Source organism: Sorangium sp. So ce834, assembly GCF_051521425.1.
In the GTDB taxonomy this organism is placed as follows: domain Bacteria; phylum Myxococcota_A; class Polyangia; order Polyangiales; family Polyangiaceae; genus Sorangium; species Sorangium cellulosum_D.
In genome coordinates, this window is record NZ_CP150351.1 from 9,643,350 (window position 1) to 9,668,544 (window position 25,195).

Annotated in this window: 18 protein-coding genes; 13 read left to right on the forward strand and 5 right to left on the reverse strand. The window is 71.1% G+C overall.

Annotation, left to right across the window (positions count from 1 at the left end):
- Window positions 1-162: 162 nt before the first annotated feature.
- From WMF20_RS35230 to WMF20_RS35250, 5 genes are all read left to right on the forward strand, one after another.
- Window positions 163-4,278 (forward strand): chemotaxis protein CheB, encoded by a 4,116-nt coding sequence (locus WMF20_RS35230; protein ID WP_437606189.1) that lies wholly within the window; start codon window positions 163-165, stop codon window positions 4,276-4,278.
- A 317-nt stretch (window positions 4,279-4,595) separates the two neighbouring features.
- Window positions 4,596-5,060, forward strand: coding sequence for a response regulator (locus WMF20_RS35235; protein WP_437606190.1), 465 nt, complete (start codon window positions 4,596-4,598; stop codon window positions 5,058-5,060).
- A gap of 250 nt (window positions 5,061-5,310) precedes the next feature.
- Window positions 5,311-6,459 carry a hypothetical protein gene (locus WMF20_RS35240; RefSeq protein WP_437606191.1) on the forward strand — a complete coding sequence of 383 codons (1,149 nt, stop codon included), beginning with the start codon at window positions 5,311-5,313 and terminating at the stop codon, window positions 6,457-6,459.
- 130 nt (window positions 6,460-6,589) lie between these two features.
- The gene (locus WMF20_RS35245; protein WP_129578447.1) at window positions 6,590-7,732 is read left to right on the forward strand and encodes a hypothetical protein; all 1,143 of its coding nucleotides are present in this window, start codon (window positions 6,590-6,592) and stop codon (window positions 7,730-7,732) included.
- 362 nt (window positions 7,733-8,094) lie between these two features.
- On the forward strand, window positions 8,095-8,583 hold the full coding sequence (locus WMF20_RS35250; protein WP_165374357.1) for a hypothetical protein: 489 nt from the start codon (window positions 8,095-8,097) through the stop codon (window positions 8,581-8,583).
- Between the two features lie 76 nt (window positions 8,584-8,659).
- Here WMF20_RS35250 and gndA read toward each other — a convergent pair whose 3' ends face one another.
- Window positions 8,660-10,192 carry an NADP-dependent phosphogluconate dehydrogenase gene (gndA, locus tag WMF20_RS35255; RefSeq protein ID WP_129578449.1) on the reverse strand — a complete coding sequence of 511 codons (1,533 nt, stop codon included), beginning with the start codon at window positions 10,190-10,192 and terminating at the stop codon, window positions 8,660-8,662.
- A gap of 386 nt (window positions 10,193-10,578) precedes the next feature.
- On the opposite strand from gndA, the gene WMF20_RS35260 reads away from it, so the two are divergent.
- The 5 genes from WMF20_RS35260 (at window position 10,579) to WMF20_RS35280 (ending at window position 16,795) form a co-directional block, all read left to right on the forward strand.
- The gene (locus WMF20_RS35260) at window positions 10,579-12,666 is read left to right on the forward strand and encodes a hypothetical protein (RefSeq protein ID WP_437606193.1); all 2,088 of its coding nucleotides are present in this window, start codon (window positions 10,579-10,581) and stop codon (window positions 12,664-12,666) included.
- Window positions 12,667-12,741: 75 nt separating this feature from the next.
- Window positions 12,742-12,963: a hypothetical protein gene (locus tag WMF20_RS35265; protein WP_437606194.1), complete on the forward strand. Its 222-nt coding sequence runs from the start codon at window positions 12,742-12,744 to the stop codon at window positions 12,961-12,963.
- 75 nt (window positions 12,964-13,038) lie between these two features.
- On the forward strand, window positions 13,039-14,610 hold the full coding sequence (locus WMF20_RS35270) for a serine/threonine-protein kinase (RefSeq protein WP_437606195.1): 1,572 nt from the start codon (window positions 13,039-13,041) through the stop codon (window positions 14,608-14,610).
- 113 nt (window positions 14,611-14,723) lie between these two features.
- Entirely contained in the window at window positions 14,724-15,782 is a 1,059-nt protein-coding gene (locus WMF20_RS35275) for a hypothetical protein (RefSeq protein WP_437606196.1), read from the forward strand.
- 299 nt (window positions 15,783-16,081) lie between these two features.
- Window positions 16,082-16,795, forward strand: a complete 714-nt coding sequence (locus WMF20_RS35280) for a hypothetical protein (protein ID WP_437606197.1) — start codon at window positions 16,082-16,084, stop codon at window positions 16,793-16,795.
- A 16-nt stretch (window positions 16,796-16,811) separates the two neighbouring features.
- On the opposite strand, the gene WMF20_RS35285 is transcribed toward WMF20_RS35280, so the two are convergent.
- The 3 genes from WMF20_RS35285 to WMF20_RS35295 form a co-directional block, all read right to left on the reverse strand.
- Window positions 16,812-17,666 carry a hypothetical protein gene (locus tag WMF20_RS35285; protein WP_437606198.1) on the reverse strand — a complete coding sequence of 285 codons (855 nt, stop codon included), beginning with the start codon at window positions 17,664-17,666 and terminating at the stop codon, window positions 16,812-16,814.
- 277 nt (window positions 17,667-17,943) lie between these two features.
- A complete protein-coding gene (locus tag WMF20_RS35290) occupies window positions 17,944-18,300 on the reverse strand; it encodes an arsenate reductase family protein (RefSeq protein ID WP_020739063.1) in 357 nt (118 codons plus the stop codon).
- 114 nt (window positions 18,301-18,414) lie between these two features.
- Window positions 18,415-19,590 carry an SMP-30/gluconolactonase/LRE family protein gene (locus WMF20_RS35295; protein ID WP_437606199.1) on the reverse strand — a complete coding sequence of 392 codons (1,176 nt, stop codon included), beginning with the start codon at window positions 19,588-19,590 and terminating at the stop codon, window positions 18,415-18,417.
- Window positions 19,591-19,786: 196 nt separating this feature from the next.
- On the opposite strand from WMF20_RS35295, the gene abc-f reads away from it, so the two are divergent.
- The 3 genes from abc-f to WMF20_RS35310 all read left to right on the forward strand — a co-directional run bounded on the left by abc-f (window position 19,787) and on the right by WMF20_RS35310 (window position 24,425).
- Window positions 19,787-21,409, forward strand: coding sequence for a ribosomal protection-like ABC-F family protein (gene abc-f / locus WMF20_RS35300; RefSeq protein WP_437606200.1), 1,623 nt, complete (start codon window positions 19,787-19,789; stop codon window positions 21,407-21,409).
- Window positions 21,410-21,513: 104 nt separating this feature from the next.
- Complete coding sequence (locus WMF20_RS35305; protein WP_437606201.1) at window positions 21,514-24,066, forward strand: ATP-binding protein; 2,553 nt, start codon at window positions 21,514-21,516, stop codon at window positions 24,064-24,066.
- Between the two features lie 101 nt (window positions 24,067-24,167).
- Window positions 24,168-24,425 (forward strand): hypothetical protein, encoded by a 258-nt coding sequence (locus tag WMF20_RS35310; RefSeq protein ID WP_129578458.1) that lies wholly within the window; start codon window positions 24,168-24,170, stop codon window positions 24,423-24,425.
- Window positions 24,426-24,481: 56 nt separating this feature from the next.
- Here the strand turns inward: WMF20_RS35310 and WMF20_RS35315 are convergent, their stop codons facing one another.
- The gene (locus tag WMF20_RS35315) at window positions 24,482-24,856 is read right to left on the reverse strand and encodes a hypothetical protein (RefSeq protein ID WP_437606202.1); all 375 of its coding nucleotides are present in this window, start codon (window positions 24,854-24,856) and stop codon (window positions 24,482-24,484) included.
- Window positions 24,857-25,195: the final 339 nt, after the last annotated feature.

Sequence of the window (25,195 nt, forward strand, 5' to 3'; positions counted from 1 at the left end):
GGCGCGCGATCCCCGCGCAGCGGCGCTGCCGAGCGAGGCGCCTCGCGGGCGCGCGACCGCGCGCGGCCCCCTGCGCCGGCCCGGGCAGCGTGGTATCGGATGGCTCCCTACGCCCGCATCCGGTACCCTCACGATCCAGCGCCCTCGCGATCTGTTGTCTCCATGAGAACGAAGAACAGCAGCCGCGCCAGGCGGCCATCCAGCAGGAACAAGAAGCCAGCGACTGCGCAGGTCGCACCGAAGCTGGAGGGTCGTACGCCCGGCCCCGTCGCCCAGAGCGCCGGGGCCCTGCCCGCCCACGAGCAGCTCGCCCAGGCTGGCCCCACCTACGTCGTCGGGATCGGCTCCTCCGCGGGGGGCCTCGAGGCGCTCCGGATCCTGATTGGCGGCCTGAAGGCCGCCGATCGGATGAGCCTGGTCATCGTGCAGCACCTCGCGCCGCAACACCGGAGTCGGCTCGTCGAGATCATCAGCCACTCCACCACCCTGAGCGTCAAAGAGGTCTCCGAGGGCGAGGTCCTCTGCGCGAACACGGTCTACGTGACCCCGCCCAACGCAGACGTGGTGGTCGACGGCCAAGTCCTCCTCCTGCGGCAGCCCGAGACAAAGGTCGGTCCGAAGCCCTCGGTCGACCTGTTCTTCAAGTCGATCGCCGAGCACTACGGCGAGAACGCCATCGGCGTCGTCCTCTCGGGCACCGGGTCGGACGGCGCGCAGGGCGTCCGCGCCATCAAGGCCGCCGGCGGGGTCACCATCTGCCAGACCCCCGAGTCGGCCAAGTACGACGGGATGCCGCGCGCCGCGAAGCAGACCGGCGCCGTCGACCTCGAGCTCGGCCTGGAGGAGATGGCCAATCGGCTCAGCAAGTTCAACGAGCTCGCCGGCCGCTCCGACCAGCCGGACGCCTCGCTCCGGCAGCTCAGCCTGAGCCAGCAGGACCCGTATCACAGCATCCTCACCTTCCTGGAGAAGGCGAGCCGGGTCAACTTCGCCCAGTACAAGCAGACCACCGTCCGCCGGCGGATCGAGCGGCGCGTCATCGCCACGCGCTGCGAGTCGCTCGAGGCCTACGCCGACTACCTCCGCGCGCGCCCCGAGGAGGGCAGGCTCCTCTTCCAGGACGTCCTGATCTCGGTGACGTCGTTCTTCCGCGACGAGGCCTCGTTCAAGGCCCTCGCGGCCTCCATCGCAGAGCGGATCGACAAGAAGCGCACCGGCGACAGCTTCCGCGCCTGGGTCGTCGGCTGCGCCACGGGCGAAGAGGCGTACTCGATCGCCATCCTCGTGTTCGAGGCGCTCGCGACGGCGAACAAGCAGCTCAACGTCCAGATCTTCGCGACGGACATCGACGAGCAGGCGATGTCCGTCGCGCGCAAGGGGCTCTATCAGAAGGCCTCGGTCGCCGACATCCCCTCCAAGCTGCGGTCCAGGTACTTCGACGAGCAGGACCAGTGGTTCAGGATCAAGGACTACGTCCGCGACGCCATCGTCTTCGCGCGCCACGACGTCGCCCAGGATCCGCCGTTTCTCAAGCTGGATCTCGTCTCGTGCCGCAACGTCCTCATCTACTTTAACCCCCACCTGCAGGAGCACACGCTCAAGACGTTCCATTTCGCGATGGACGACCAGGGCGCCCTGTTCCTCGGCAAGTCCGAGTCGGCGACGACCGTGAGCGACCTGTTCGAGCTCACGGACAAGAACGCGAAGATCTTCGCCCGGTCCGGCAAGAAGGGCGATCTCCCGCGGTCGTACTCTCGGCAGGAGTTCAACCGCGAGAGCGCGCTCATCACGAAGGATCGCCAGTCCACCACGGCGATGGACCTCTTCACCGCCATGGTGAACGGCTTCGCGCCGGACTCGGTCCTGGTCGACGACGACCACCGGGTGCGGCACGTCTTCGGGAGCGCCAACCGGTACCTGAACTTCCCGAAGGGCGAGCCCACCGTCTCGATCCAGAAGCTGCTCCCGTCCGACGTGGCGATCGAGCTCTCCGCGCTGCTCCACCGGGCCGAGCGGTCGGGCCACGCCGCGAAGGGCGACCACCGGCACACGTTCGTCGTCGACCGCGAAGAGAAGAAGCTCCAGCTCACCGTCGTGCCGCTCCCGTCCGACGGCGGGACCGAGTTCATCGTCTGCTTCAGCCAAGCGCACGACCCGCCCCGCCCCGCGAGGGCTCCCGCGAGCGGCTCCCGCCTCGCGCCGGAGGAGCAGATCCGGCGGCTCGAGCAGGAGCTCGCGGCGGCGCGGGAGCACCTCCAGACCATCATCGAGGAGCACGACACCGCGAGCGAGGAGCTCCAGGCCCTCAACGAGGAGCTCCAGTCCTCCAACGAGGAGCTCCAGTCCACCAACGAGGAGCTGGAGACCACGAACGAGGAGCTCCAGTCGGCGAACGAGGAGCTGACGACGCTGAACCAGGAGATCAACGTCAAGTCGTCCGAGCTCATGACGCTCAACCAGCGGCTCGTCGCGATCCAGAACGCGATCGCCTATCCCCTCCTCGTCGTCGACAAGAACCTCCGCCTCACCGACTACAACCCCGCGTCTCGCCACCTGTTCCGCATCTCGGAGGTGGACCGCGGCCAGCATCTCCGCGCCGCCCTCGCGCACCTGAGCGTCGAGGCCGTCCTCGATCTCGTCGTCGAGAGCCTGCGCGAGCGGCGGCCCATGAGGCTCCAGATCGAGGTCCTCGACCGGCACTTCGAGGCGCGCATCCAGCTCATCGCGGGCTCGAAGGGCGAGGTGGACGGGGCCGTCGTGAGCTTCGTCGACAACACCGAGCTCGTGCACGCGCTCACCCAGAGCAGGGTCAGCAAGGAGCGGCTCTCCGCCATCCTCGACAACACGCCGGCGCTCGTGACCATGAAGGACTCGATCGGCGCCTACGTCTACGTCAACCAGCGCTTCTGCGACGTCCTCGGGCGCTCCGAGAAGGACGTGCTGGGGAAGACCGACGAGGAGCTGTTCGGCCCGAAGGCCGGCAGCGCGCTGCGGGAGCGCGATTTCGAGGTGCTGAAGAGCCGGTCGCCCATGTGGCTGGAGGAGAGCCTGCATGTGGGCGGCAAGCTCCGCTACTGGCTCTCATCGAAGTTCCCCCTGCTCGACGACCGGCGCACCGCCCAGTCTGTCTGCGCCATCGCGCTCGACATCACGGAGCGGGTGCTCCAGGAGCAGCACCTCAAGGTCTTCAAGAAGGTCGTCTCCGCGTCGAACGCCGGCCTCGCGATCCTCGAGTCGGACCAGGGGCGCTACCGGGTGACCTTCGCCTCGAACGAGTTCGCCGACAAGGTCGGCACGGGCGAGCCCGAGCTCCACGGCCTCGCGCTCGACGAGCTGCTCGGCCTCGTCCTCCGCGGCGCGGAGTCGCCGCGCATCGCCGATGTCTCGGAGGCGGCCCGCCAGAAGCCGCTCGCGTCGTTCACCATCAACCTGGCGGAGCGGACGGGCGGCGAGCTCTGGATCGAGCTCAGGACGGCCACGGTCAGCTTCGGCGGCGAGGAGCCGGGCTATCTCATCCTCCTCATCTTCGATATCACGCAGCGGGTCCAGGCGCAGCGGCTCATCCTCTCCCAGCAGGAGGAGCTCTCGAGGTTCAGCAAGCTCGCGTCGCTCGGCGAGGTCGCGGCCGGGATCTCCCATGAGATCAACACGCCGCTCAACGTGATCACCACGAAGACCGATCTCCTGAAGCGGCTCGCGGAGCGGGGGCAGCTGGAGAAGGAGCGCCTCGCCCGCGTCGCGACCGAGATCGACGGCATGGTCGAGAACATCACCAACGTGATCTCCGGCCTCCGGTCCATCACCCGGATGGAGTCCGAGAAGCTCCGCCCTCACAACGTCCAGGAGCTCATCCGGGAAGCCGTCCGCGTCAGCGGCTTCCGGCTCCAGCAGGCGAGCGTCCAGCTGAGCTTCGATCTGCCGCGGGAGGAGCTCGTCATCGACTGCTACCCCGTCCAGATCATCCAGATCCTCATCAACCTGATCAACAACGCCGTCGAAGCCATCGCGGCGCTCCGGGAGCGATGGATCCGGATCGAGGCGCGCCCGTCGGACGGCAGGGTCCACGTTCGCGTGATCGACAGCGGCAAGGGGATCGATCCCGCGCTCGCGGAGAAGATCATGACCCCGTTCTTCACGACGAAGAAGGAGGAGCACGGCACCGGCCTCGGCCTCAGCCTCTCGCGGAACATCGCGCAGCACCACAGAGGCGACCTGCGGCTCGTGACGGAGCACAAGAATACGTGCTTCGAGCTGGAGCTGCCCCAGCGGCAGGTGTGAGCCCGCCCGCCGGCCAGACGCTCGCCTGGGGTCCCGCGGGCTCACGGCGTTGCCGGACGCCGCGCTGGCCTCGTCCCCACGGCCGGTCGAATCGGCTTGAACCCCGGCGATCTCGCCCGGACTACATGTTCTCATGTAAGGCAGTGCCTTACTTCCGACCTCGCCCAGAGCGCCGAAGCCGCGCCGGAGCCGGCCAGCGCTTCGAGCGGGACACGACGCGGGATTTTGGAATCCTCGACGTCTGCCGCACGAGCTGCTAATCCGTCGTGAATGCCCGGCGTGAACATCGACACGCAGGTCGGATTGGTGGTGGGAGCATGCTCCTGAACATCATCATCGTCGAGGACAGCGAGGAGCTGTGTGAAGGATGGCAGGACATCCTCTCGCTCGACGGCCATCGCGTGCACTGCTTCCTCAACGGCAGGAATGCCCTCGAGAACCGGGCGCTCATCATGCAGGCCGACGTCCTGGTCACGGATTATTACTTGCCCGACATCAATGGATTGACGCTGGTCTCCAACTTGCGGAAGATCCGCGACGACCTCCCGATCATCCTGCTCACCGGCACGCGCGATCCGGCGATCCGAGAGAGCCTCCGTCAGGTGGAGAACGCGATGTTCCTGAGCAAGCCGATCAGGATAGAGCAGCTGGAGCGCAGCATTCGTGAGCTCATCGCCGCCTCGTCCAAGGCCCCGGCCGTCGACGCCGACAAGGCCGCCTCGTCCAAGGCCCCCGCCGTCGACGCCGACAAGGTGGACCGGACGCCCTCCTCGCCGTACTGAGCCGCGCGCTCCGACGCGGGCGGCCTCGCGAGCGGGCGGCCTCGCGAGCGGGCGGCCTCGCGAGCGGGCGGCCTCGCGAGCGGGCGGCCTCGCGAGCGGGCGGCCTCGCGAGGGTGAGCGCGTGAGGGCCCTCTGCCCCGCCTGTCGCACCTTCCGGAAGGGCGCCGCCGTTTCGCGTGCGGCGGTTGCTCGGACCGGTGTACTGTATCAAAACGGCGGACCGTACGTCGGACGGACCTCGGAGGAACCGATGCGAAGCGCGTTGCTCGTCCTCGTCGGAGCTCATGCCCTGCTGGGCTGCGGGGTGGCGTCGCAGAGAGAGCCAGCGACCGACGCCGATCCCGCGCACCTCCGGAGCGCTGCCCCGATCGCGGTCCCGGAGGGCTCGATCCGAGAGGCGCGCGCCGCCCTGCCCCCGCCCGAGGAGGCCCTCCTGCCGTCGCCCGAGGAGGCCCTCCTGCCGTCGCCCGAGGAGGCTCTCCTGCCGTCGCCGGTAGAGAAGGAGCGCGCTGCGCTGCGCTCGCCCGGGAGTCGGCTCGCCCGCGACGCCGCGCCCGAGGCCGCGAAGGAGCGCGCCCCCGTCCCCTCGCCCTCGAAGGAGCGCGCCGCGCGCTCGATCGAGGCCGATTGCAAGGCGCTCGGCCCCGAGGTGCAGAAGGCCTCGCGGATGATCGAGGTCCTCCGGGAGTCCGACCTGAGCACGCCCCCCGAGGTGCTGCTGCGGATCGCGGATCGGCTCGACCTGTGGGCCGGCGCCGCCGCGGTCCGCGCCGCCGATCCGGAGCTCGCCCGCGAGGCCAGGGACATCCAGGAGAGCTTCGCCCGGACGAGCACCGCGGTCCGCAAGCTGCGGGCGTCGCTCATCCTCAACGACCGCACCCCGAAGAAGGCGGGCGCCGCGCGCGCCGGGCTGGAGCGGGAGCTCGACAAGGGCGCGAAGGTCGTGCGGGGCATCGCCGGCCGTTGCAAGAGCAACCCCTATGAGCCGATCAAGGGCAAAGCCCACATCCCGCCGCACGTCGTGCGGCGCGTCGTCCAGGAGAACTTCGGCGCCATGCGCGCCTGCTATGAAAAGGGCGTTCGCGCGAATCCAAAGCTCGAAGGGCGGATACCCGTGCACCTCGTCGTCGACGGCCAGGGCAAGGTGACGTACGCGGGTGACGCCGACCACCCGCCCGCCGACGCGCCCCTCCTCATCGCGCTCCCTTCGCCCGGCGCGGCGGCGCCGTCCTCGCCCGCCCCGCCGCTCCGCGACCCCAAGGTCGTCGGCTGCGTGCTCGACGTCTTCCGCGGCCTCCGATTCCCCTCCGCCACGGATCGGAAGAGCGTCGCCACGGTGGTCTATCCGGTCGTCTTCGGTGTGGACGATAACCGCTCTTCGGCCACGTCCTCCAGGTGACGCAGAGCGCAATCGCGGGCGGCGGCGCGCTGGACATCTGCCGTCCGAGCGGGGCCGGCGCCAAGCACGCTCGCGGCCGGACGTGCAAAGTTATTTCCTTCTCAGGAGCCAGAGGGTAAGCATTTCCCTGATGAAGCTCTCGCTCACCGAGCTCCAGGACATTCGCCGCACCCTCGCGGCCCGCATCGTCTTCGGCCTCTCCACGCCCGGCACCGAGATCGCCGCGCTCCCCGCCTACCTCGCGCCGCCGCCGGAGGGGATGACCGGCCGCGCCGTGGTGGTCGACGCCGGCGGCACGAACCTGCGCGCCGCGATCGTGGAGCTCCAGCCGGGCGGCGTGTCGCGCATCGTCGCCGGGCCCGCGCCGGCGAAGTTCCCGGGCGGGCCCGAGGTCGCGGGCGACGCCTTCTTCGATGTGCAGGCGGAGCTGGTCGAGCGCCTCGGCGCCGTGCAGGGCCTGCCGGTGGGCTACTGCTTCTCGTATCCGTCGGAGACGCTGCCGTCGCTCGACGCGCGGCTGCTCCGCTGGACCAAGGGCGTCCAGGTCGCGGGGGTCGAGGGCACGTGCGTGGGCGAGCGGCTCGGCCGGGCGCTCGCCGCGCGGAAGCTCCGGCCCGGCCCGGTCCGGGTGCTGAACGACACGGTGGCGAGCCTGCTCGGCGGCGCGTTCGCGCACGGCGGGGCCTCGCCCGCGGCGTTCATCGGCCTCATCGTGGGGACGGGGACCAACATGGCCACGTTCCTCCCCGCCGGTCGGATCCCGAAGCTCAAGACGGGGCACTTCGTCGCGCCGATGGCGGTCAACCTCGAGAACGGCAACTTCAACCCTCCGCACCTCCAGCCCTTCGACGCGGAGGTCGACGCGAGCTCGGAGAACCCGGGGGCGCAGCGCTTCGAGAAGGCGGTGTCCGGGGCCTACCTGCCGCGGCTCTTCGCGCGGCTGTGCCCGGACCACGCCCCGCTGACCAGCTCGGCGGACCTGGTGCGGCTCCGCGACGAGGGCACGGGGGACGCGCGGCGGGTCGCCGGCGACCTGCTGCAGCGCTCGGCCGACCTCGTGGCGGCGGCGCTCGCGGCGGTCGCCGACGTGCTCGAGAGCCCCCCGGGGGTCGGCGTCCTGGCGGAGGGCAGCCTCTTCTGGGGCGATCCGCGCTACGCGCCGCGGGTGCAGGAGACGCTGCGCGGCCTCCTCGGCGCGCGCGTCGAGCCGCGGATCGCCCGGCTCGAGCACGTCAACCTGATCGGGTCGGCCTGCGCCGCGCTGTTCGCCTGATCGGCCGCGCGCGTCGCCCCCGCTCGGCGTGTCCCGGCCGGCGCAGGGCGCGCCGGGGCAGGCCGTGCCAGGGCTGAGCGGCGGCCGCGCGAAGCCGCCGTTCTCCAGTGTTTCCAGGAAGTTTCCGCAAGGGATCGCGGTGGCGTCCGGCGCGGCAGCGCGACGTTGCCACAGGCGGCCTGAAGCGGCAGAATCGCACATTTCTGGCCGTATTCGCCGTTTAGGACCACCATGGCGCAGCGTTGACCCCGAGGAAGGAGCTCGGCCGGTGATGTGTGGAACAGCAGCATGCTTCGGCGTTGCCGGGCCGGATGGGCGGGCGGGGCGCCTCCGGTCGTCGCGGGCGGGCCCCGGTAGCCGGAATGGCTATTGTCATTAGAGAGATGCTCCCGTCGAACCGCAGATTTGCGTTCCGAAGGCAGCCGCACCTGCTCGACGACAGCGGGAGCGTCGGCGTGTGGATCACGCAGCCGGCGGGCATGGTCGTGCAGCTCCTGCGGGAGACGGCGGCGACGGGCGAGCTGGCGCGGTTCATCTCGGTCGACGCGTACCAGAAGCTCGTGGGCGTGATGCGCCCGGGGGAGCGGGCGTACTTCATCTACGACATGGCGCTCATGGTGCGCTACGAGACCGAGGCGCGCGTGATCCTGACGCAGTGGGGGCTCAGCGTGCGCGACCGGATCGAGCACATCGTGGTCCGCCCGCCGCCCGAGATGAACAAGCTGGGGCGCATGGGGATCCAGACGATCGCGGCGGCGATGAGCCTGGCGGGGGTGCAGCTCGACATCATGGACGACCTCGAGCCGTTCCTGCGCGAGCGGAACCTGCGGCCGCGGATCAGCCTCACCTGAGGCGAGGCCTCGCCGGGCCGGCGGCCTGGCCGGCCCCGCTCAGGCCTGCGCCATCAGGATGCGGTCGCGGGGGCGGTCAGTGGCCGCCGCCGGTCCCCTTGATCTCGAGCTGAGGACGGGAGGGGTGGGGCCAGTCGAGGTGGAAGAACTTGCCGCGCGGCTGATCCGTGCGCTCGTAGGTGTGGGCGCCGAAGTAGTCGCGCTGCGCCTGCAGGAGGTTCGCGGGCAGGTGGGCCGCGCGGTAGCCGTCGTAATACGACAGGGCCGACATGAACGCCGGCGCCCAGACGCCGTTCTGCGCGGCGATCGAGACCACCTTGCGCCAGTTGGCCTGCCCCAGCTTGATCTGATCGTTGAAGTACGGGTCGAGCAGGAGATTCGTCAGGCCAGGATTGCGCGTGTACGCCTCCGTGATCTTCTGGAGGAACCGCGCGCGGATGATGCATCCGCCGCGCCAGATGCTCGCGATCGTGCCGAAATCAAGCTTCCACTTGTACTCCGCCTGGGCGGCGGCCATGAGCTGGAACCCCTGAGCGTAGGCGCAGATCTTCGAGCAATACAGGGCGTCGCGGATCGCCGTGATCGTCCCCTGCCGATCCTTGACCGGCACCGGCGTGGGCCCCGAGAGGTGCTTCGAGGCCTCGACGCGCTCGTCCTTGAGCGCCGAGAGGCAACGGGCAAACACCGCCTCGGCGATGGCGTTCGCGGGGATGCCCATGTCGAGCGCATTGCCGCTCGTCCACTTGCCGGTGCCCTTCTGCCCCGCCGTGTCGAGGACGAAATCGACGAACGGCTTGTCCTTCTGGACAGGGTCCTTCTGCTGGAGGATATCCGCGGTGATCTGGATGAGGTACGAGTCGAGATCGCCGCTGTTCCACTCGGCGAACACCCGCGACATCTCGTCCTTCGACAGCCCGAGCAGCCCGTCGAGGAGCGTGTACGCCTCGCAGATGAGCTGCATGTCGATGTACTCGATGCCGTTGTGGACCATCTTCACGTAATGGCCCGCGCCGTTCGGCCCGATGTACGCGGTGCAGGGGACGCCGCCCTCCACCGGCTTGCCAGGGGCCGCGCCCTCGATCGGCTTGCCGGTCGCAGGGTCGACCTTGGCGGCGATCGCACGCCAGATCGGCTCCAGGTGCTTCCAGGACTCGGGATCGCCGCCCGGCATCAGCGAGGGGCCGAAGCGCGCCCCCACCTCGCCGCCCGACACGCCCGAGCCGAAGAACTTGCACTGCTGCGCGTACTCCTGCTCCCGACGGATGGTGTCCGTCCAGAGCGAGTTGCCCAGATCGACGACGATATCGTCCGGCTCGACGCCCGCCTCGATGAGCTGCTTGACCACCATGTCCACCGGCGGACCGGCCTTGACCAGGATCACCGCCTTGCGCGGCTTCTTCAGGGCGCGGACGAAGTCCTTCAGCGTCTCGCAGTAGACCAGGCCGCCGGGGGTGCTCGGGTTCCTCGCGACGAAGTCCTTCGCGACCTGCACCGTGCGGTTGTACACGGCCACCTTGAACCCGTGGTCGGCCATGTTGAGCGCGACGTTCTCGCCCATGACGGCCAGCCCGATCATGCCGATGTCGCAGCTGGATGTGGCATCATTCATCCCGGTTCTTCTCCTTCACGCGTTGCTCATGCTCCGTCAGCGACCGCTGTCTTGCGCTGTCTTGCGCGGATCGAGCGGCTCAGCAAGGCCTCGGCCCGCGCGCCGTCAATCTCGTTGGGTCGGCTGGCAGCCACGGCCGCGCATTCTGAGCAGGCCGGCGGCGCGGCGTCCAGTGCGCTCGTGAACGGACGCCGCGCCTGCACGCCAGCCACGCCAGCCACGCCGGCGACGCGCGGAGGCGGCGCGCGCCTCGCCCCGCGCGGCCGGCGTGGAGGCGCCTCGCGCGCGCCTCGCCCCGCGCGGCCGGCGTGGAGGCGCCTCGCGCGCGCCTCGCCCCGCGCGGCCGGCGTGGAGGCGCGCTCGCGCGCCGTGGTAGGCTCGCGCCGGTGCGACCGGGCCCGGCGCTCGTAGGCCTCCTCCTCGCCGCGGCCGCGGCCTCGGCGTGCGTCCCCGCCACGTACAACGTCCGCGCGGCGCGCGCCTTCGCCAACGAGGACGCCCGCCGCGCGATCGTCGACGACCGCGCGGCCGATCTGGAGCGCGCGGTCTGGCTGGCGGACGAGGTCCTCGCGAACACCCCCTACTCCCCGGGCGACGCGTGGGTCGCGGCGCTCCGGCTCGACGACGACGAGGGCGAGCGGCTCCGCGAGCGCTTCGAGGAAGCCGCGCCGTACGACGGGGAGCACGAGGTCCCGCTCGCCAAGCTCTACCGCGTGAAGCTCGACGAGGCGCTCGCCCGCGCGGCGGCGCCTCGGCCGGCGCCGCCCGCGTTCGCGCGGCTCTTCGACGCGCTGGCGGCGCTCGCGGCGCTCGTTCCTACGGCGCCCCCGCCCGCGGCGCCCCCGCCCGCGGCGCCCCCGCCCGCCTCCAGCGCCGCGGGCCGCCTGCCGGCCGCGTGGCAGGCGCTCGCGGAGCACGCGCGGGCGCTCGCCGCCGAGGAGCGGAGCGTCGAGCGGCTGTCGGCCGGAAGGCCCCTCGGCGCGCCCGACACGCCCGAGATCGCCGCCGCCAAGGGGAGGGTCGCCGCGCGGCGGCGGGCGCTCGCCGGAGCGCAACGGGACATCGCGGCCGCGGCCGCCGAGCTCCGCGCGGCGAGCGCGGGGCAGGAGCCCGCCGCGACCATCGCGCGCGACGCCCTCCGCGTCACGTCGTTCCTCCTGCGGATGCACACCGAGGCGCTCGCCGTGGCGCCGTACGTCGTGAAGCAGGCCCGGCGCGTCGCGCGCGGCGAGCCGGGCTACGGGGCCACGGCGGCGCGCGCGGAGGCGCTCTCCAGGGTCCTCGAGGAGCAGCGCGAGGCGCTCTCCGCCTGCGCCGAGGCGCTCGCCGTGCCGGCGCGGACGCCGCTCGAGGACACGGCGGGCTTCGAGATGCAGGAGAGCCTGCTCGAGCAGGGCAGGGCGATCAGCCTCGACGCCGTCCACCTCCAGCTGAAGAGCGACGTCGAGCTCCTCTTCTTCCACCAGCTCGCGAGCCCGAGCTCCTCGGGCGGCATCAACGATTACCGGGGCAGGACGCGGCGGCTCGCCTACGACGTCGATCCCGTGTTCATGGTCGGCGGCCGCGCGCTGCTCACGTACGATTTCGAGCACGTGCGCAACGCCGCGCGCCTCAACGCCGGGTTCAAGACGGACCGGCTGTTCTCGTCGGGGGGCGACATCGCGTACGACAGCTCGCTCGGGAAGCTGATCGGCCTGAACGGCTTCGCGAGCGACGTCTTCGACATCGGCGCCGACCTCGTCGGCATCAGCACGAGCCTCAAGATCGCGCGGTTCACCTCGGGGAACGTCACCGAGCTCGCCGTCGATCCGGCGACCGGGCGCGACGCAGGCGCCGTGGCGAGCGCGCCGTTCCAGCTCCTGGTCCGCCAGATCGACGTCGGCTTCGACGTGACGAAGCTCTTCCCGGAGGCCGCGGACGATCTCTACCTCGAGGAGCTGCTCCTCGGCTTCCGGTACATGGATTACAAGCTCCCGCGCATCTTCTATGCGCTCCGCGAGCGGGAGCCGGGCACCGGCGATGTTTACGTCTTCGAGCGGCAGAGCCCTGCTCAGAGCGTGACATCGCGCTTCTACCAGGGCGGCTTCAGCCTGCGGATGGGCAACGGCGAGTGGCCGCGGCTCGCGCCGTTCGGCGACCTCGGCCTCTACGGCGGCGCCGGACCGGTGCGCTACGCCTTCCCGGCGGATCTCGCGGTCCCGGGCGGCCCGCGCGAGGTCGACGAGGCGACGATGATCGCGCTCTCCGGCAACCTGTCCGTGGGGCTCCGGCTCCGGCTGACGTCGTACCTCAGCCGGCTCCGCCTGTTGACCGAGCTGTCCTACAACGTCGAGGCGGTCGGCCAGGGCATCGTGTCCAGCATCCACGCGACGAGGCGCGGAGACGAGACGACCTACACGGTCGGCCGCAAGATCGACATCGGCGGCTTCGACCTGTTCCACGGGCCCCGCCTGCTCGCGGTGCTCGTGCTCTGAGGCGGGTCTGCCGCCGCCGGAGGCGCTGCCCTGCCCTGGCGAAGCGGCGCCGGCGCCCGGCGGGACGTCGGCGGCGTGAGCCGCGTCGATTCGATAGCAGGAGACGTCGCTCCAGACTTCGAATTCTTCCACGGCATCGTAACTGAGCTGGTGGGCGTGGAGCTCGGCCATGCCGAGATCGAGCTGGGCAAGCGGCGCAACTCAACGGCGACACGGCGACACGGCGACACGGCGGCGACACGACGACGAGAGCGCACGGATCGCGCCAGCGCGGCCTACACCGGGCGAGCGCTGTAGGCGGACATGCGACGATCATTCCTGGATGCAGCCGTCCGACCTCATGGTGTAAGCTCGATCGACGCGGTGGACCCCATGTCGCTGAACTTCATCGAGGGGAGGCTGTTTGCAGGGAGGTACCGCGTCGTGCGCTGCATCGCGACCGGAGCGATGGGCGCGGTCTACGAGGTCGTGCACATCGAGACGGAGCGCCGTCGAGCGCTCAAGGTGATGCACCCGCACCTCGCCGAGAACCCCGAGTTCCACGCCCGGTTCAAGCTCGAGGCGCGGGTCGCCGCCCGCATCGCCACCGAGCACATCGTCGAGGTGTTCGACGCCGGTATCGACCCGGAGACCGGGATGCCGTTCCTGGTCATGGAGCTGCTCCGCGGCGAGGAGCTCAGCAAGCGCATCCGCCGCCTCGGGCGCCTGTCGCCGGAAGAGGCCGTCGCCTACCTGCGCCAGACGGCGATCGCCCTCGACAAGACGCACGCCGCCGGGGTCGTCCACCGCGATCTCAAGCCGGCGAACCTGTTCCTGGCGGCGTTCGGCGACGACGACGAGTTCCGCATCAAGGTGCTCGATTTCGGCATTGCCAAGCTCGTCGCGGAGACCTCGCTCGACTCGGCGACGACCGCGGCCCTCGGGACGCCGCTCTACATGGCGCCTGAGCAGTTCAGCGGCGCGTCCATCTCGAAGGCCGCCGACCTCTTCGCGCTCGGCATGATCGCGTACACGCTCCTCGTCGGCAAGGCCTACTGGCTCAACGACATGCGGGAGTTCAGCAACACGCTCGCGTTCGCGGTGATCGCGATGTACGGCCCGCAGGAGCCCGCGTGCGCGCGCGCGGCGGCCGACGGGGTGGAGCTGCCCCCGGCCTTCGACGCGTGGTTCGCGAAGGCGACGGCGCGCGACCCCGAGGCGCGCTTTCCGACCGCATTCGCCGCGGTCGAGGCGCTCGCCGAGGTCTTCGACATCGCGCCCGCGCCGGCGAAGTCGTCGCGCCTGTCCGTGGTGGACACGCCGCTCCCGCGTGCATACCAGGGGCCCGCTTCATCGGTGCCGGCGCCCGCCCAGTCCTCCAACACGGGCCTGGAGACGAGGGTCGCCGCCACGTCGCCGCGGAGCTGGTCCACGGTCGCGATCGCGGCCGTCGCCCTGATCGGCGGCGGCGCCATCGCCTTCGCCTCGCTGGGCGGGGGCGCGCGCTTTGCTCCGGGTGGCGCCGGCGCGGCCGACGCGCCGGCGGCCCTGGCGGCACCCGCCCCGCCGATCTCCACGCCGCCCTTCCCATCGGCCGTGCCGGTGCCCGCTCTCCGCGAGGCCTCCGGACCGCCCGCAGCGCCAGATCTCGCGGCGCCCGCGACGCCCGCGCCGCACGAGGACGGCGACGTGGCGCCCGTCGCCGCGGCAGCGTCCGCGAGCGCGAACGACGCGCTCCCGCCGCCTCGCGCGGCGCCGCACCCTCGCGGCGCCACGCCTTCCAGCGCAGCGCCGCCGTCCAGCGCAGCGCCGTCGTCCAGCGCAGCGCCACCTTCCAGCGCAGCGCCGCCTTCCAGCGCAGCGCCGCTTTCCAGCGCAGCGCCGTCGTCCAGCGCGGCGCGCACGCCGACGCCGCCGACGTCCTCCTCGGCCAAGCCCCGGGAATCGCTCTACTCGGCGGACTGACGCAGCGCCCGCGCTGACGCGGCGACAGCGGAGCGCTGTTTTCTTGCCTGCGGCGATACCAGGAGTGGTATCTCCTGCATTCACCGATGCGCTTCGCCTGGTCTGCGCCTCTAGTGAGCGGATTGCTGAGCATCGCGCTCACCGCTCCGGCGAGCGCGCAACCCGACGCCGTGGCCGTCGCCGAGTCGCTCTTCAACCGCGGTCTCGCGGACATGCTGGCGGGCCGGCATTCGAGGGGTTGCCCTGCCCTCGCCGAGAGCTATCGGCTCGATCCTCGCGCAGGTCGGCTGTTCACGCTCGCCGAGTGCGAGGCCCAGTGGGGGCGCATCGCCACCGCCGTTGCGCGCTACAACGACTTTCTGGCGCTGTATTCCCGCATGTCGGAGGCCGATAAGCTCCAGCAGATCGAGCGCTACAAGGTCGCGATCGAGCAGCGCGACACGCTCGCGCCGCTCGTCCCGCAACTCACGCTGTCGCTGCCGGACGACGCGCCCGCGGGCACGGTCGTGCAGCGCGACGGCATCACCCTCGCGGGGCCTGCCCTCGGCATTCCGCTCCCCGTCAACCCGGGAGAGCACGTCGTGACGACGAGGGCGCCGGGGGGGCCGCTGCACGAGGTGCGGTTCACGATCGACAAGTCCGACGCGAAGACGATCGCGCTCGAGGTGAAGCTCCCCCTCGAGGCGCCTCCGCCCGACAAGCCGGCGTCTCGGCCGGCCGACCCGCTCGGCGCGCCGCCCGCGAACGGCGCGAAGGGCGCCGCGGGGGCCCCGCAGGGGTCCGGGCCCAGCGGCCAGCGCGTCCTGGCGTACGTGGCGGGCGGGCTCGCCCTGAGCGGGCTGATCGTCGGCTCGGTGACCGGATGGATGGCGCTCAACGAGAGCAGCCGCGCGGACAAGGATTGCAAGGACGTCGGCCCCGGCGTGGCGGAATGCGACACCGCCGTCGCGAAGGCCGCCGGCGACCGCGCGAAGGACCTGGGGGCGGTGAGCACGATCGGCTTCAGCGCCGGGGCGGCGCTCGCGGGCGCGGCGGTGCTGCTCTTCCTGACGGAGCCGTCCCCGTCCGGCCCGCAAGCCAGCGCCGCGCCCCGCCTGCAGGCCGGGACGGTCAGCTGGTCGCTGCTCGCCGGGCCGAGCGGCGGCGGCGTCGCGGTCCAGAGCCGGTGGTGAGCCCGCCCCCGCCCGTCGCCGCCGGCGCGACCCGCCCGTAACGCCACGCCCGCGGCGCCCCATCACGCTGTGCATGTCGGCGCGCCGCGCGGACGCGCCGGGCTCACGTCACCTTGCACCCCGCTTGCACCCGGGTTGCGGCATCGATGCAGGGGAATCCACGTCGGGATCTCCCCGATTCGTCGAAAACGTGCGCTTCGTCGGTGGACACGATGGACACGATCCGGTGTAGTATCAATAAAAAACTACAGTCCGGCGCGCCCGGGCGGGAAGGTATGGCGATGAGGAAAGGACAATTCATGGTCACCAAGACCACGATGGCCATGTGCGGGCTCGCGGCCTCCGGGCTGCTCGCGGGCTGCACGGAGACGCTCGACTCGAAGCAGATCCGCACCGGAGGGATCTCGGCGACGCTGGAGGCGACCGCCGAGAGCGCGTCGTCGACGAGCGTGAAGGCCACCCTCAAGGCGGGCGGCGACGAGAGCAACACCTACATCATCCTGAGCACGGGAGACCGGATCTCGGCAACGGCGGACGGCAAGGAGGTCGAGATGTCCTCCGAGGACCCCGGTGTCTACGTGGCCCACTTCAACGTCGGGGAGGGAGGCACCGAGTTCACGGTGCAGCTGGACCGCGAGGACGACGACGACGCGCCGAACAACGCCGGGACGCTCCCCGACCCGTTCGACCTCGAGGCGCTGCCCAAGGATCCGGTCCCGCGCGGCGAGGACCTCACGGTCACGTGGGCGCCGAGCGGGTCGGGCGACGACATGGTGATCCACGTGGACGGCAAATGCATCTTCTCCAAGACGTTCGATGTCGGGGGCGATCCCGGGACGTACACCATCGACGCGGGCAAGCTGGAAGCGACGAGCTCGCAGGAGCCCGAGAGCTGCGATGTGGACGTCGTGATCAGCCGCACGCGCGGCGGCACGACGGACAAGACCCTGGACCCGGAGAGCTCGTTCGAGCTGACCCAGGTCCGGCAAGGCCGCTTCACCTCGGCGCCCTGAGGCGCCCTCCCTGCGCCTACCGGTAGAAGGCGACGTCGTCGATCCAGACATCGAACGCCTGCCCCGGATCGAAGAAGAAATAGAAGCCCCAGAGCTGGTCCATGGCGGGCGCGTCGAACCGATCACCGAACCCTGCCTGCTTGAGGCACGCCGCTGGAAGCTTGAAGTGCTTCCAGTCATCCGCCAGCACGACGTACTGGTGGAAATGGTCGTAGCATCCATCCGCCTCGAGATCGCAGATGCCCCCCGTGTGACGGGTCTGCCGATCGACGAACATCACCTTCATCCTCCCGGCAGAGCTGTCCCCGGCGCGAGCCCAGAAGGTGATGCCACGGTACTCGGAGGCGTCGTAGAAGTCATCGTTGTCCAGAAAGAAGGCGACGCCGGCTCCCCAGTCGCGGAAGCCGTCGTTGGCGCTGGTGTGCACGGCCACGAGGCTATCGCCGCGCGGAGGATCAACGGTGCTCATCAGGTCGAGCTCGTTCTCAGGCTCGTGGATCCCCTCCGGTGACAGGTCGTTGTCCTTGAACCAGAGCCCTGCCCGAGGGTTCGCGCCGTCCCCCGTGGGGATCGAGAGGTCTTGATCTTCCATGTCGTCGATCAGCGACAGGTCGAGAATCTCCCCCGGCATCGCCTCGAAGACCTTGCACGGATCCCCGCCGCCTGCGCCCGCTGCGCCGCCGCCCGTGGCCGCGCCCCCCGACCCGCTGCTCGTGGCTGCGCCTCCTGCGCCGCTGCCCGTGACCGCGCCGCCGCCCGCGGCTGCGCTCCCTCCGTCGCCGCCGCCTGCGCCGCCGCCCCCGTAGGCCCCGCCATCGACCTGGTAGTCCTTGTCGAAGCCGAAGATCTGCGCACATCCGAGCCCTAGCATCGCGATGGCACATTCGCCGGTGCACCGAACGAGAGCCCGCAACATCTTCGTTTTCATGGTCGTCCCGAGGTTTTCATAGGCGAAGATAGGATGATTTCTTGCCCGAATGAACGGTGAACATGGCCGAGGCACGCGGCTGTCGCCGCTCCGCCTCCTGCCCCCCCCCGCGCCCGCCGGGCGCCGGGCGCCGGGCGCCGGCGATTCCGCTGCGCGACGACGCAGATCGAGGGAGCGGCCCCCACATCAGGGGAGCGACGTAGCCAGCCTCCATGCGGCCTCAGCCGAACAGCGCGGCGTAGTCGTCCTCACGAAAGCCCACCAGCACCCGGCTCCCCTTCACCAGCACGGGCCGCTTGACGAGCTTCCCGTCCTCGGTGAGCCACCGCGCGACCTCCGCGTCGCTCGCGGCGTCCACCCGCGCCTTGCCGAGGGCGCGGTAGCTCTGCCCGCTCGTGTTGAGCCACCGGCGCACCGGGAGCCCGCTGGCCGGGATCCATCGGGCGAGCTCCTCGGCCGTCGGCGGCTCGTCGACGATGGGCCGCACGGCGACGTCGACGCCGCGCTCGCCGAGCCACTTCAAGGCCTTCTTGCAGGTGCTGCACCCGGAATACGAGAGGATCTGGACCTTGCTCATGCGGGCCCTTTGCCCTCGCGCGCGCGAGGTGGCAAGGCCCGCCGCTCCTTCTCCGCTGCTTTGCGCCCTGCGCCTCGCGTCGAATCGGATGGATCCGCCCGGCGGGCCGCGCCCTCAGTAGGGATAGCCGGGGATGTTCATCTGTATCGAATAGAGCGAGTCGCCCGCCGTGATGTAGAGCGTCTTCCGATCGGCCCCGCCGAACGCGACGTTCGACGCCTCGATCATCCCCTCGATCGTGCCGAGCCTGGCGCCGTTCGGCGCGAGGACCTCGACGCCGCCCATCCACCCGACGTAGAGGTTGCCCGCGCAGTCGACGCCCATGCCGTCGGCCTTCGCGAGGTTCGAGGCGAAATCGGAGGAGGGGCCGGGCGCGCCGCCTTCGTCCAGCGGATATCGCCGGATCCGGCCGATGCTGAACTCGGTGGCATAGAGGACGCGCCCGTCGGGCGAGAGCGCGACGCCGTTCGGCTCGTTCATCGTGCCCACGACGCTCACCTCGCCGGACGGCGACACGCGGTACACCGCCGTCGGCAGCTCCGGCCAGCCGGTGAGCTGGAACTCCGGATCGCTGAAATAGACGTTGCCGTCGGCCCGCACGGCGACGTCGTTCGGCGAGTTGAACCGCTTGCCCTGGTAGCCCTCGGCCACAGGGCGCCGCGACTTCGTGCCGAGGTCGAAGGCGGAGATGCCGCGCGTGTCGTGGGTGCACGCGATCAGGTTCCCATCCGTGGACAGGGCGAGGCCGTTCGTCGAGCTGTTCTCGATGAACACGTCGAACGAGCCCGGAGGCGTGAACCGGCGCAGGGTCGCCGGCGGGCCGTTGAGCGGCGGCTGGTTCTGCTGGAAGCGGTGAATGTCCGAGAAGAACAGCGCGCCGAGCTCGGCAACCCAGACCGGCCCCTCGACGTAGTCGAACCCGCCGCGCACCCGCTCCGCCCTGCGGTTCGCCGGCAGCGGATCGGCCGCATACGGCCCTCCCGGGCAGATCCGCAGGTCGCCGCCCCCGCCGCCCCCGCCGCTCCCCGCCCCGGGCCCGCCCCCTCCGGACCCGCCGCCGCCCTCGCCGCCTGCCCCGCTCGCCGTCGTCGCCCCGCTCGCCGTCGTCGCCCCGCTCGTGCCCGCGCCGCTCGTGCCCGCGCCGCTCGCGCCCGCGCCGCTCGCGCCCGCGCCGCCGCTGCTGCTCGCGGCATCCTGGCCCCCGGTGGAGCCGCCCGGATCGCCGCCCCCTTCCGAGGAAAATCCGGGAGAATCGGCGCCGTCACCACAGCCGCTCGCGGCCGCAGCCAAGATTCCGCATACCAGCAGAGAAAATCGAGCTCTCATAAGCAAAGTTCTCCATCCCAAGGTGCGTACGACGTGGATGTATCACAGGCCAGCCGCCGGTGTGGTCACCACCTTGCGGCGGAAAAATTGCCACGTCGCGCGACGGGCCGTCTGGTATACGTGCGCGGAAAGGAGCCGCCTCTCCGCGGCAGCGCCCCTCGTGATCCGCCTCGATTCCATCAGCAAGCAGCACGGTAAGCAGATCCTCTTCCTCGAGGCCTCCGCGGCGGTGAACCGCGGCGAGAAGGTCGGCCTGGTGGGGCCGAACGGCTCCGGCAAGACGACGATCTTCCGGATGATCACCAAGGAAGAGGCGCCCGACGGCGGCCAGGTCGCGATCGACCGCGGCGTCACCATCGGCTACTTCAGCCAGGATGTCGGCGAGATGAAGGGCAGGAGCGCCGTCGCCGAGACCATGGACGGCGCCGGCCCGGTCTCCGTCGTCGCGGCGGAGCTCCGCGAGCTCGAGGCCGCGCTCGCCGACCCCGAGCGCATGGACGAGATGGAAAGCCTGATCGAGCGCTTCGGCCAGGCGCAGGCCCGCTACGAAGAGCTCGGCGGCTACGCGCTCGACGCCAAGGCGCGCGAGATCCTCGCCGGCCTCGGCTTCAGCCAGGCCATGATGGATGGCGACGTGGGCGCCCTCTCGGGCGGCTGGAAGATGCGCGTGGCGCTCGCGCGCATCCTCCTCATGCGGCCCGACGCGCTCCTGCTCGACGAGCCGACCAACCACCTCGACATCGAGTCGATCATCTGGCTCGAAGGGTACCTGAAGCAGTATCCAGGGGCGCTCGTCATGACCTCGCACGATCGCGAGTTCATGAACCGCATCGTCACCAAGATCATCGAGATCGACGGCGGCGAGCTCACCAGCTACTCGGGCAATTACGAGTTTTACGAGCAGCAGCGGGCCATCAACGAGCAGCAGGCGGAGGCGCAGTACGAGCGCCAGCAGGCGATGCTCGCGAAGGAGATGCGCTTCATCGAGCGCTTCAAGGCGCAGGCCGCCAAGGCGGCGCAGGTCCAGTCGCGCGTGAAGAAGCTCGAGAAGATCGACAAGGTCGAGCCGCCGAAGCGGCGGAGGACCATCCGCTTCGAGTTCAAGCCGGCCCCGCGCTCGGGCGACGACGTGGCGCGGCTCGACGGGGTCAAGAAGTCGTTCGGCGACCGCCCCATCTACGACGGGTTCGATCTCCTGATCCGCCGCCGCGAGCGCTGGTGCGTCATGGGCGTGAACGGCGCCGGCAAGTCCACGCTCCTCAAGCTGATCGCCGGGGCCTCCGCGCCGGACGCCGGCCAGGTGAGCGTCGGCGCCAGCGTCAAGCTGGGGTACTTCGCGCAGCACGCGATGGAGCTCCTCGACCCGACCCGCTCCGTCTGGGAGTCCATCGTCGCTGCCTTCCCCCAGGCCTCCATCGGCTCGCTCCGCACGCTCGCCGGCGCATTCGGCTTCTCCGGCGACGACATCGACAAGCCGTGTCGCGTGCTGTCCGGCGGCGAGAAGGCCCGCCTCGTGCTCGCGATCATGCTCTACGATCCGCCGAATTTCCTGGTGCTCGACGAGCCGACCAACCACCTCGACATGGCGACCAAGGAGATGCTCGTCGAGGCGCTCGCCTCGTTCGAAGGCACCATGCTGTTCGTCTCGCACGATCGCCGCTTCCTCGCCGCGCTGTCCAACCGCGTCCTCGAGCTCCTGCCCGACGGGCCGCGCGTCTACGGCGGCGGATACCTGGAGTATGTGGCCCAGAGCGGACACGAGGCGCCAGGCATCCGGAGCTGACGGCGCGGGCGCCGCCCGGGAGCGACGCCCGCGCGCCAGCGCGACTCGGCGCGGGGCGCGAGGTGAACACGTGCTCAAGGTTTCGCGCTATCGTAAGGACCTCGATGGAGCAGCTCGGTAGACCGAACCCAAAGCGGCTCTCCGACTTCATCCAGCGCCACCACGACGCGGTCCTGGAGAAGTGGAAGCAGCGGGTCCAAGCGCTGAGCCCGGCGCGGCGGCTGTCGGATACGATGCTGACCGACCATATCCCGAGCGTCCTCGCGTACATCGCCGAGGCCACGGGGAGCGAGGGCGCAGACGCCTCCGTCGACCGGAAGCTCCGCGGCATGCCCGGGTTTCACGCGCTGAACCGGCTGGCCCACGGGTACGACCTCTCCGACGTGGTGATGGAGTACGCGGCGCTCCGCGCCGTGATCCTGGAGCTCTGGGAGCGCGACGGCGGCGGGGACGGCGGGCGCGAGCTCATCCGGCTGAACGCGGCGATCGACGAGGCGATCGCGGGCGCGGTGTCGCACTACCAGGAGGCGCGCGTGCGCCTGCTCCAGGCGCTCGACACGATCTCGACGGCGGCCCTCGGCAGCAGCGACCTGGGCACCTTCCTGAAGGCGCTCATCCGCGCGACGCGGGAGGCGGCGGCCGCCGTGGACGTGGCGATCGTCCTGCTCGGGGACGGCCTCGAGGTGCACGCGACGGCCGGGCTCGACGATGGGCCGCTGCTCGGCCCGCCGCTCGATGCGACGCGGGAGTTCGCCCGCGCGGTGCTCGCGCTGCGCGGGCCCACCTCGCTCGACGCCGCGCTCCCGGCCCTGCCCGTGACGGCGCGCGAGATCCGGTCGAGGGGGCTGCGCGCCGTCTACGGCGTGCCGCTGCTCCACGAGGGGCACGCCATCGGCGTCGCGATCCTCGGCTCCCGCAACGCCAAGGAGTTCTCGGAAGAGGACATGCTGATGCTCCGCACGATGACCAGCCGGGCGACCGGGATCATCGTGCAGGCGCAGCTCGTCGCGAAGGAGCGCGCGTCGCGGCACCAGGCGGACGACGCCCGCGCGCTGCTCGCGACCGTGGTCGAGCAGATGCCGGCGGGGCTCATGATCGGCGAGCGGCAGACGGGGCGCGTCCTGCTCACGAACCGGCAGGCCACGGAGATCTTCCGGCAGTCGTTCGAGGGCATCCAGAGCATCGAGGGCTATACCGGCCGCGGCTTCCATCCGCGGTCGGGCAAGCCGTACGAGACGTGGGAGTGGCCGCTCTCGCGCACCGTCACGACGGGCGAGGTCGTGAGCGACGAGGAGATCGACGTCCTCCGCGGCGACGGCACGTGGGGGCGCATCCTCGTGCGCTCGTCGCCGGTGCGGGATCCGGACGGGCGCGTCTCGGCGGGCGTCGTCACCTTCTTCGACATCACCGAGCGCACGCGCGCCGAGCAGGGGCAGCGCTTCCTCGCGGCCGCGAGCGCCGCCCTGAGCGACAGCCTCGATCTCCAGGGCACGCTCGACCGGCTCGGCCGCCTCACGGTGCCCGAGCTCGCGGACTGGTGCGTCATCCAGACGCTCCCGGAGCTCGAGGCGGCGCGGCGGGTCACGGTGACGCACGCGGACCCGGAGACCGTGAAGAGGGCGCGCGCGCTCTTCCGCGAGATGGATCCGCCCCCGGCGCTGACGGCGCTGATGGAGCAGGTCCTCTGCTGCGAGCGCCCGGAGCTCGTCCGGGACCTGTCGCACCCGCTGCTCGCCTCGCTCGGCGGGCACGCCGCCTTCGGCCGGCTCGTCCGCGCGCTCGGGATCACGTCGGCCATGGTGGTCCCGATGGTGGCGCGGGGGCGCACGTTCGGCTGCATCACCCTGGCGACCGCGGAGTCCGGGCGGATCTACGACGAGGCGGACCTGGCGGTCGCGCACGATCTGGCGCAGCGGGCGGCGCTCGCCGCGGACAACGCCCGGCTCTACGAGGCCGCGCAGCGGGCGATCGAGCTCCGGGACAACGTGCTCGCCACGGTGTCCCACGACCTCCGGAACCCGCTGAGCGCGATCATCACCGCGGCCGCCGTGGTGACCAAGCGCGCGGCGGCGCGGGGGGAAAAGGGGGACGCGAAGGCGATCCAGGCGATCCAGCGGTCGGCGCACCGGATGGATCGGCTGCTCCACGACCTGCTCGACTTCGCGAGCCTGCGCGCCGGCCGGCTGGCGCTGCGCCGGCAGCCGCAGGACCCGCGGGAGATCAGCCGGGAGGCGGTCGAGACGTTCGAGCCGCAGGCCCAGGAGAAGGGGATCCACCTGGGCGTGGCGTCGACCGAGGACGTCCCGCTCGTCGTGTGCGATCGCGATCGCGTGCTCCAGGTGCTCTCGAACCTCCTGAGCAACGCGGTCAAGGTGACCGGCGCCCAGGGGTCGGTCACGGTGCGGTGCGAGCACCGGGAGGAGCACGTCGTCTTCTCGGTGGCGGACACGGGGCCGGGGATCCCGGAGGACGAGCTGCCCTACCTGTTCGAGCGGTTCTGGCGCGGCCAGCGGAACGGCTACAAGGGCACCGGGCTCGGGCTGGCCATCGCCCGGGAGCTCGTGGTCGCGCACGGGGGGACCATCCAGGTGGAGAGCTGCGTGGGCGTGGGGACCACGTTCCGGTTCACGATCCCCATCGGGAGCGCCGAGGGGTAGTCCGGCGGCGGGAGAGCCCGCGGCGAGCGCCGGGGCGGCCGCCCCGGGAGGGAGTGGACGATCGAGCGCGCCGGCCCCAGAGGCCTCCGGAAGGAGGAAACATGGGAGACGAGACAACGCGCGACCAGCTGGGCGCCCCGCGTCCCGAACGCGAGGTCAGCGAGGAGAAGCTGCCCCACCCGCAGGCGGACGTCCCCGGCGTGCGCGGGCCGATCACGTCGTCCGGCGAGCGAGAGGATGCGCCCCCCGGCGAGGTCGAGAGCTGGGGCAGCGAGGGCGGCGCCGGGTCGTACGAGGGGGGGCCGGTGATCTCGGACACGAAGCTCCCGGCGGGGAGATCGGGGCGTAAGCCTTCGTAACTACATGTTTATCTGTCGATGATGCGGCCCGTGGGGCCTCCCGGATGGGCCGCCGGTCACGGCTGCTGCTGCTGCGTGGGCCTGGGCGCGCAGCGCTGCATGTAGGCGGGCTCGGGGCAGCCCTCGTGGGTCAGGATCTCGCCCTCCTGGCACTTCACGAGCGCGGCCCGGATGTCGAGGCACTTCCCTGGGCCCGCCGCCACGCACCGGTGCACCGAGGTGGTCCCGTTGGCGCAGCCGTCGAGCTGGCCCTCGGGGCAATCCAGGAGCGGCCCGACCGAGCAGTCGCGCTCCGGGGTCGGGCCGGTCGCCGTCGTCGACGTGCCCTGGGCCGCCTGCTGCCGGGGCGTGCAGGCGGCGCTCCCGGCGAGCGCGAGCGCCGTGAAGAGGAAGAGCAGGCCCCGGCGGGGCGAGCAGCTGCGCGTGTTCATGCCGTCGTTCTCCGTGGGTGAGGCTGGGCCGGGGGCCGAAAGGCAGGTCGCCGACCAGCGCGCCCGGCAGACTACTCCACGGAATGAGGTCGTCCGGCGCTTTTGCCTGGGCCGCCGGAGGCCCCGGGGTCGGACCGCCGACCTCAACCTGGGTCGCCGACCTCAACCTGGGTCGCCGACCTCAACCTGGGTCGGACCGCCCGCCTCAACCCGGGTCGGACCGCCGACCTCAACCTGGGTCGGACCGCCCGCCTCAACCTGGGTCGGACCGCCCGCCTCAACCCGGGTCGGATCGCCCGCCTCAACCTGGGTCGGACCGCCCGCCTCAACCCGGGTCGG

Coding starts and splice junctions, on each gene's coding strand:
- WMF20_RS35250 (WP_165374357.1), top strand. CDS start 8,095: ATGGCTATTGTCATTAGAGAGATGCTCCCGTCGAACCGCAGATTTGCG.
- WMF20_RS35285 (WP_437606198.1), bottom strand. CDS start 17,666: ATGCTAGGGCTCGGATGTGCGCAGATCTTCGGCTTCGACAAGGACTAC.
- WMF20_RS35305 (WP_437606201.1), top strand. CDS start 21,514: ATGGAGCAGCTCGGTAGACCGAACCCAAAGCGGCTCTCCGACTTCATC.
- WMF20_RS35315 (WP_437606202.1), bottom strand. CDS start 24,856: ATGAACACGCGCAGCTGCTCGCCCCGCCGGGGCCTGCTCTTCCTCTTC.
- WMF20_RS35245 (WP_129578447.1), top strand. CDS start 6,590: ATGAAGCTCTCGCTCACCGAGCTCCAGGACATTCGCCGCACCCTCGCG.
- WMF20_RS35280 (WP_437606197.1), top strand. CDS start 16,082: ATGGTCACCAAGACCACGATGGCCATGTGCGGGCTCGCGGCCTCCGGG.
- WMF20_RS35270 (WP_437606195.1), top strand. CDS start 13,039: ATGTCGCTGAACTTCATCGAGGGGAGGCTGTTTGCAGGGAGGTACCGC.
- WMF20_RS35240 (WP_437606191.1), top strand. CDS start 5,311: ATGCGAAGCGCGTTGCTCGTCCTCGTCGGAGCTCATGCCCTGCTGGGC.
- WMF20_RS35290 (WP_020739063.1), bottom strand. CDS start 18,300: ATGAGCAAGGTCCAGATCCTCTCGTATTCCGGGTGCAGCACCTGCAAG.
- WMF20_RS35235 (WP_437606190.1), top strand. CDS start 4,596: ATGCTCCTGAACATCATCATCGTCGAGGACAGCGAGGAGCTGTGTGAA.
- WMF20_RS35230 (WP_437606189.1), top strand. CDS start 163: ATGAGAACGAAGAACAGCAGCCGCGCCAGGCGGCCATCCAGCAGGAAC.
- WMF20_RS35310 (WP_129578458.1), top strand. CDS start 24,168: ATGGGAGACGAGACAACGCGCGACCAGCTGGGCGCCCCGCGTCCCGAA.
- gndA (WP_129578449.1), bottom strand. CDS start 10,192: ATGAATGATGCCACATCCAGCTGCGACATCGGCATGATCGGGCTGGCC.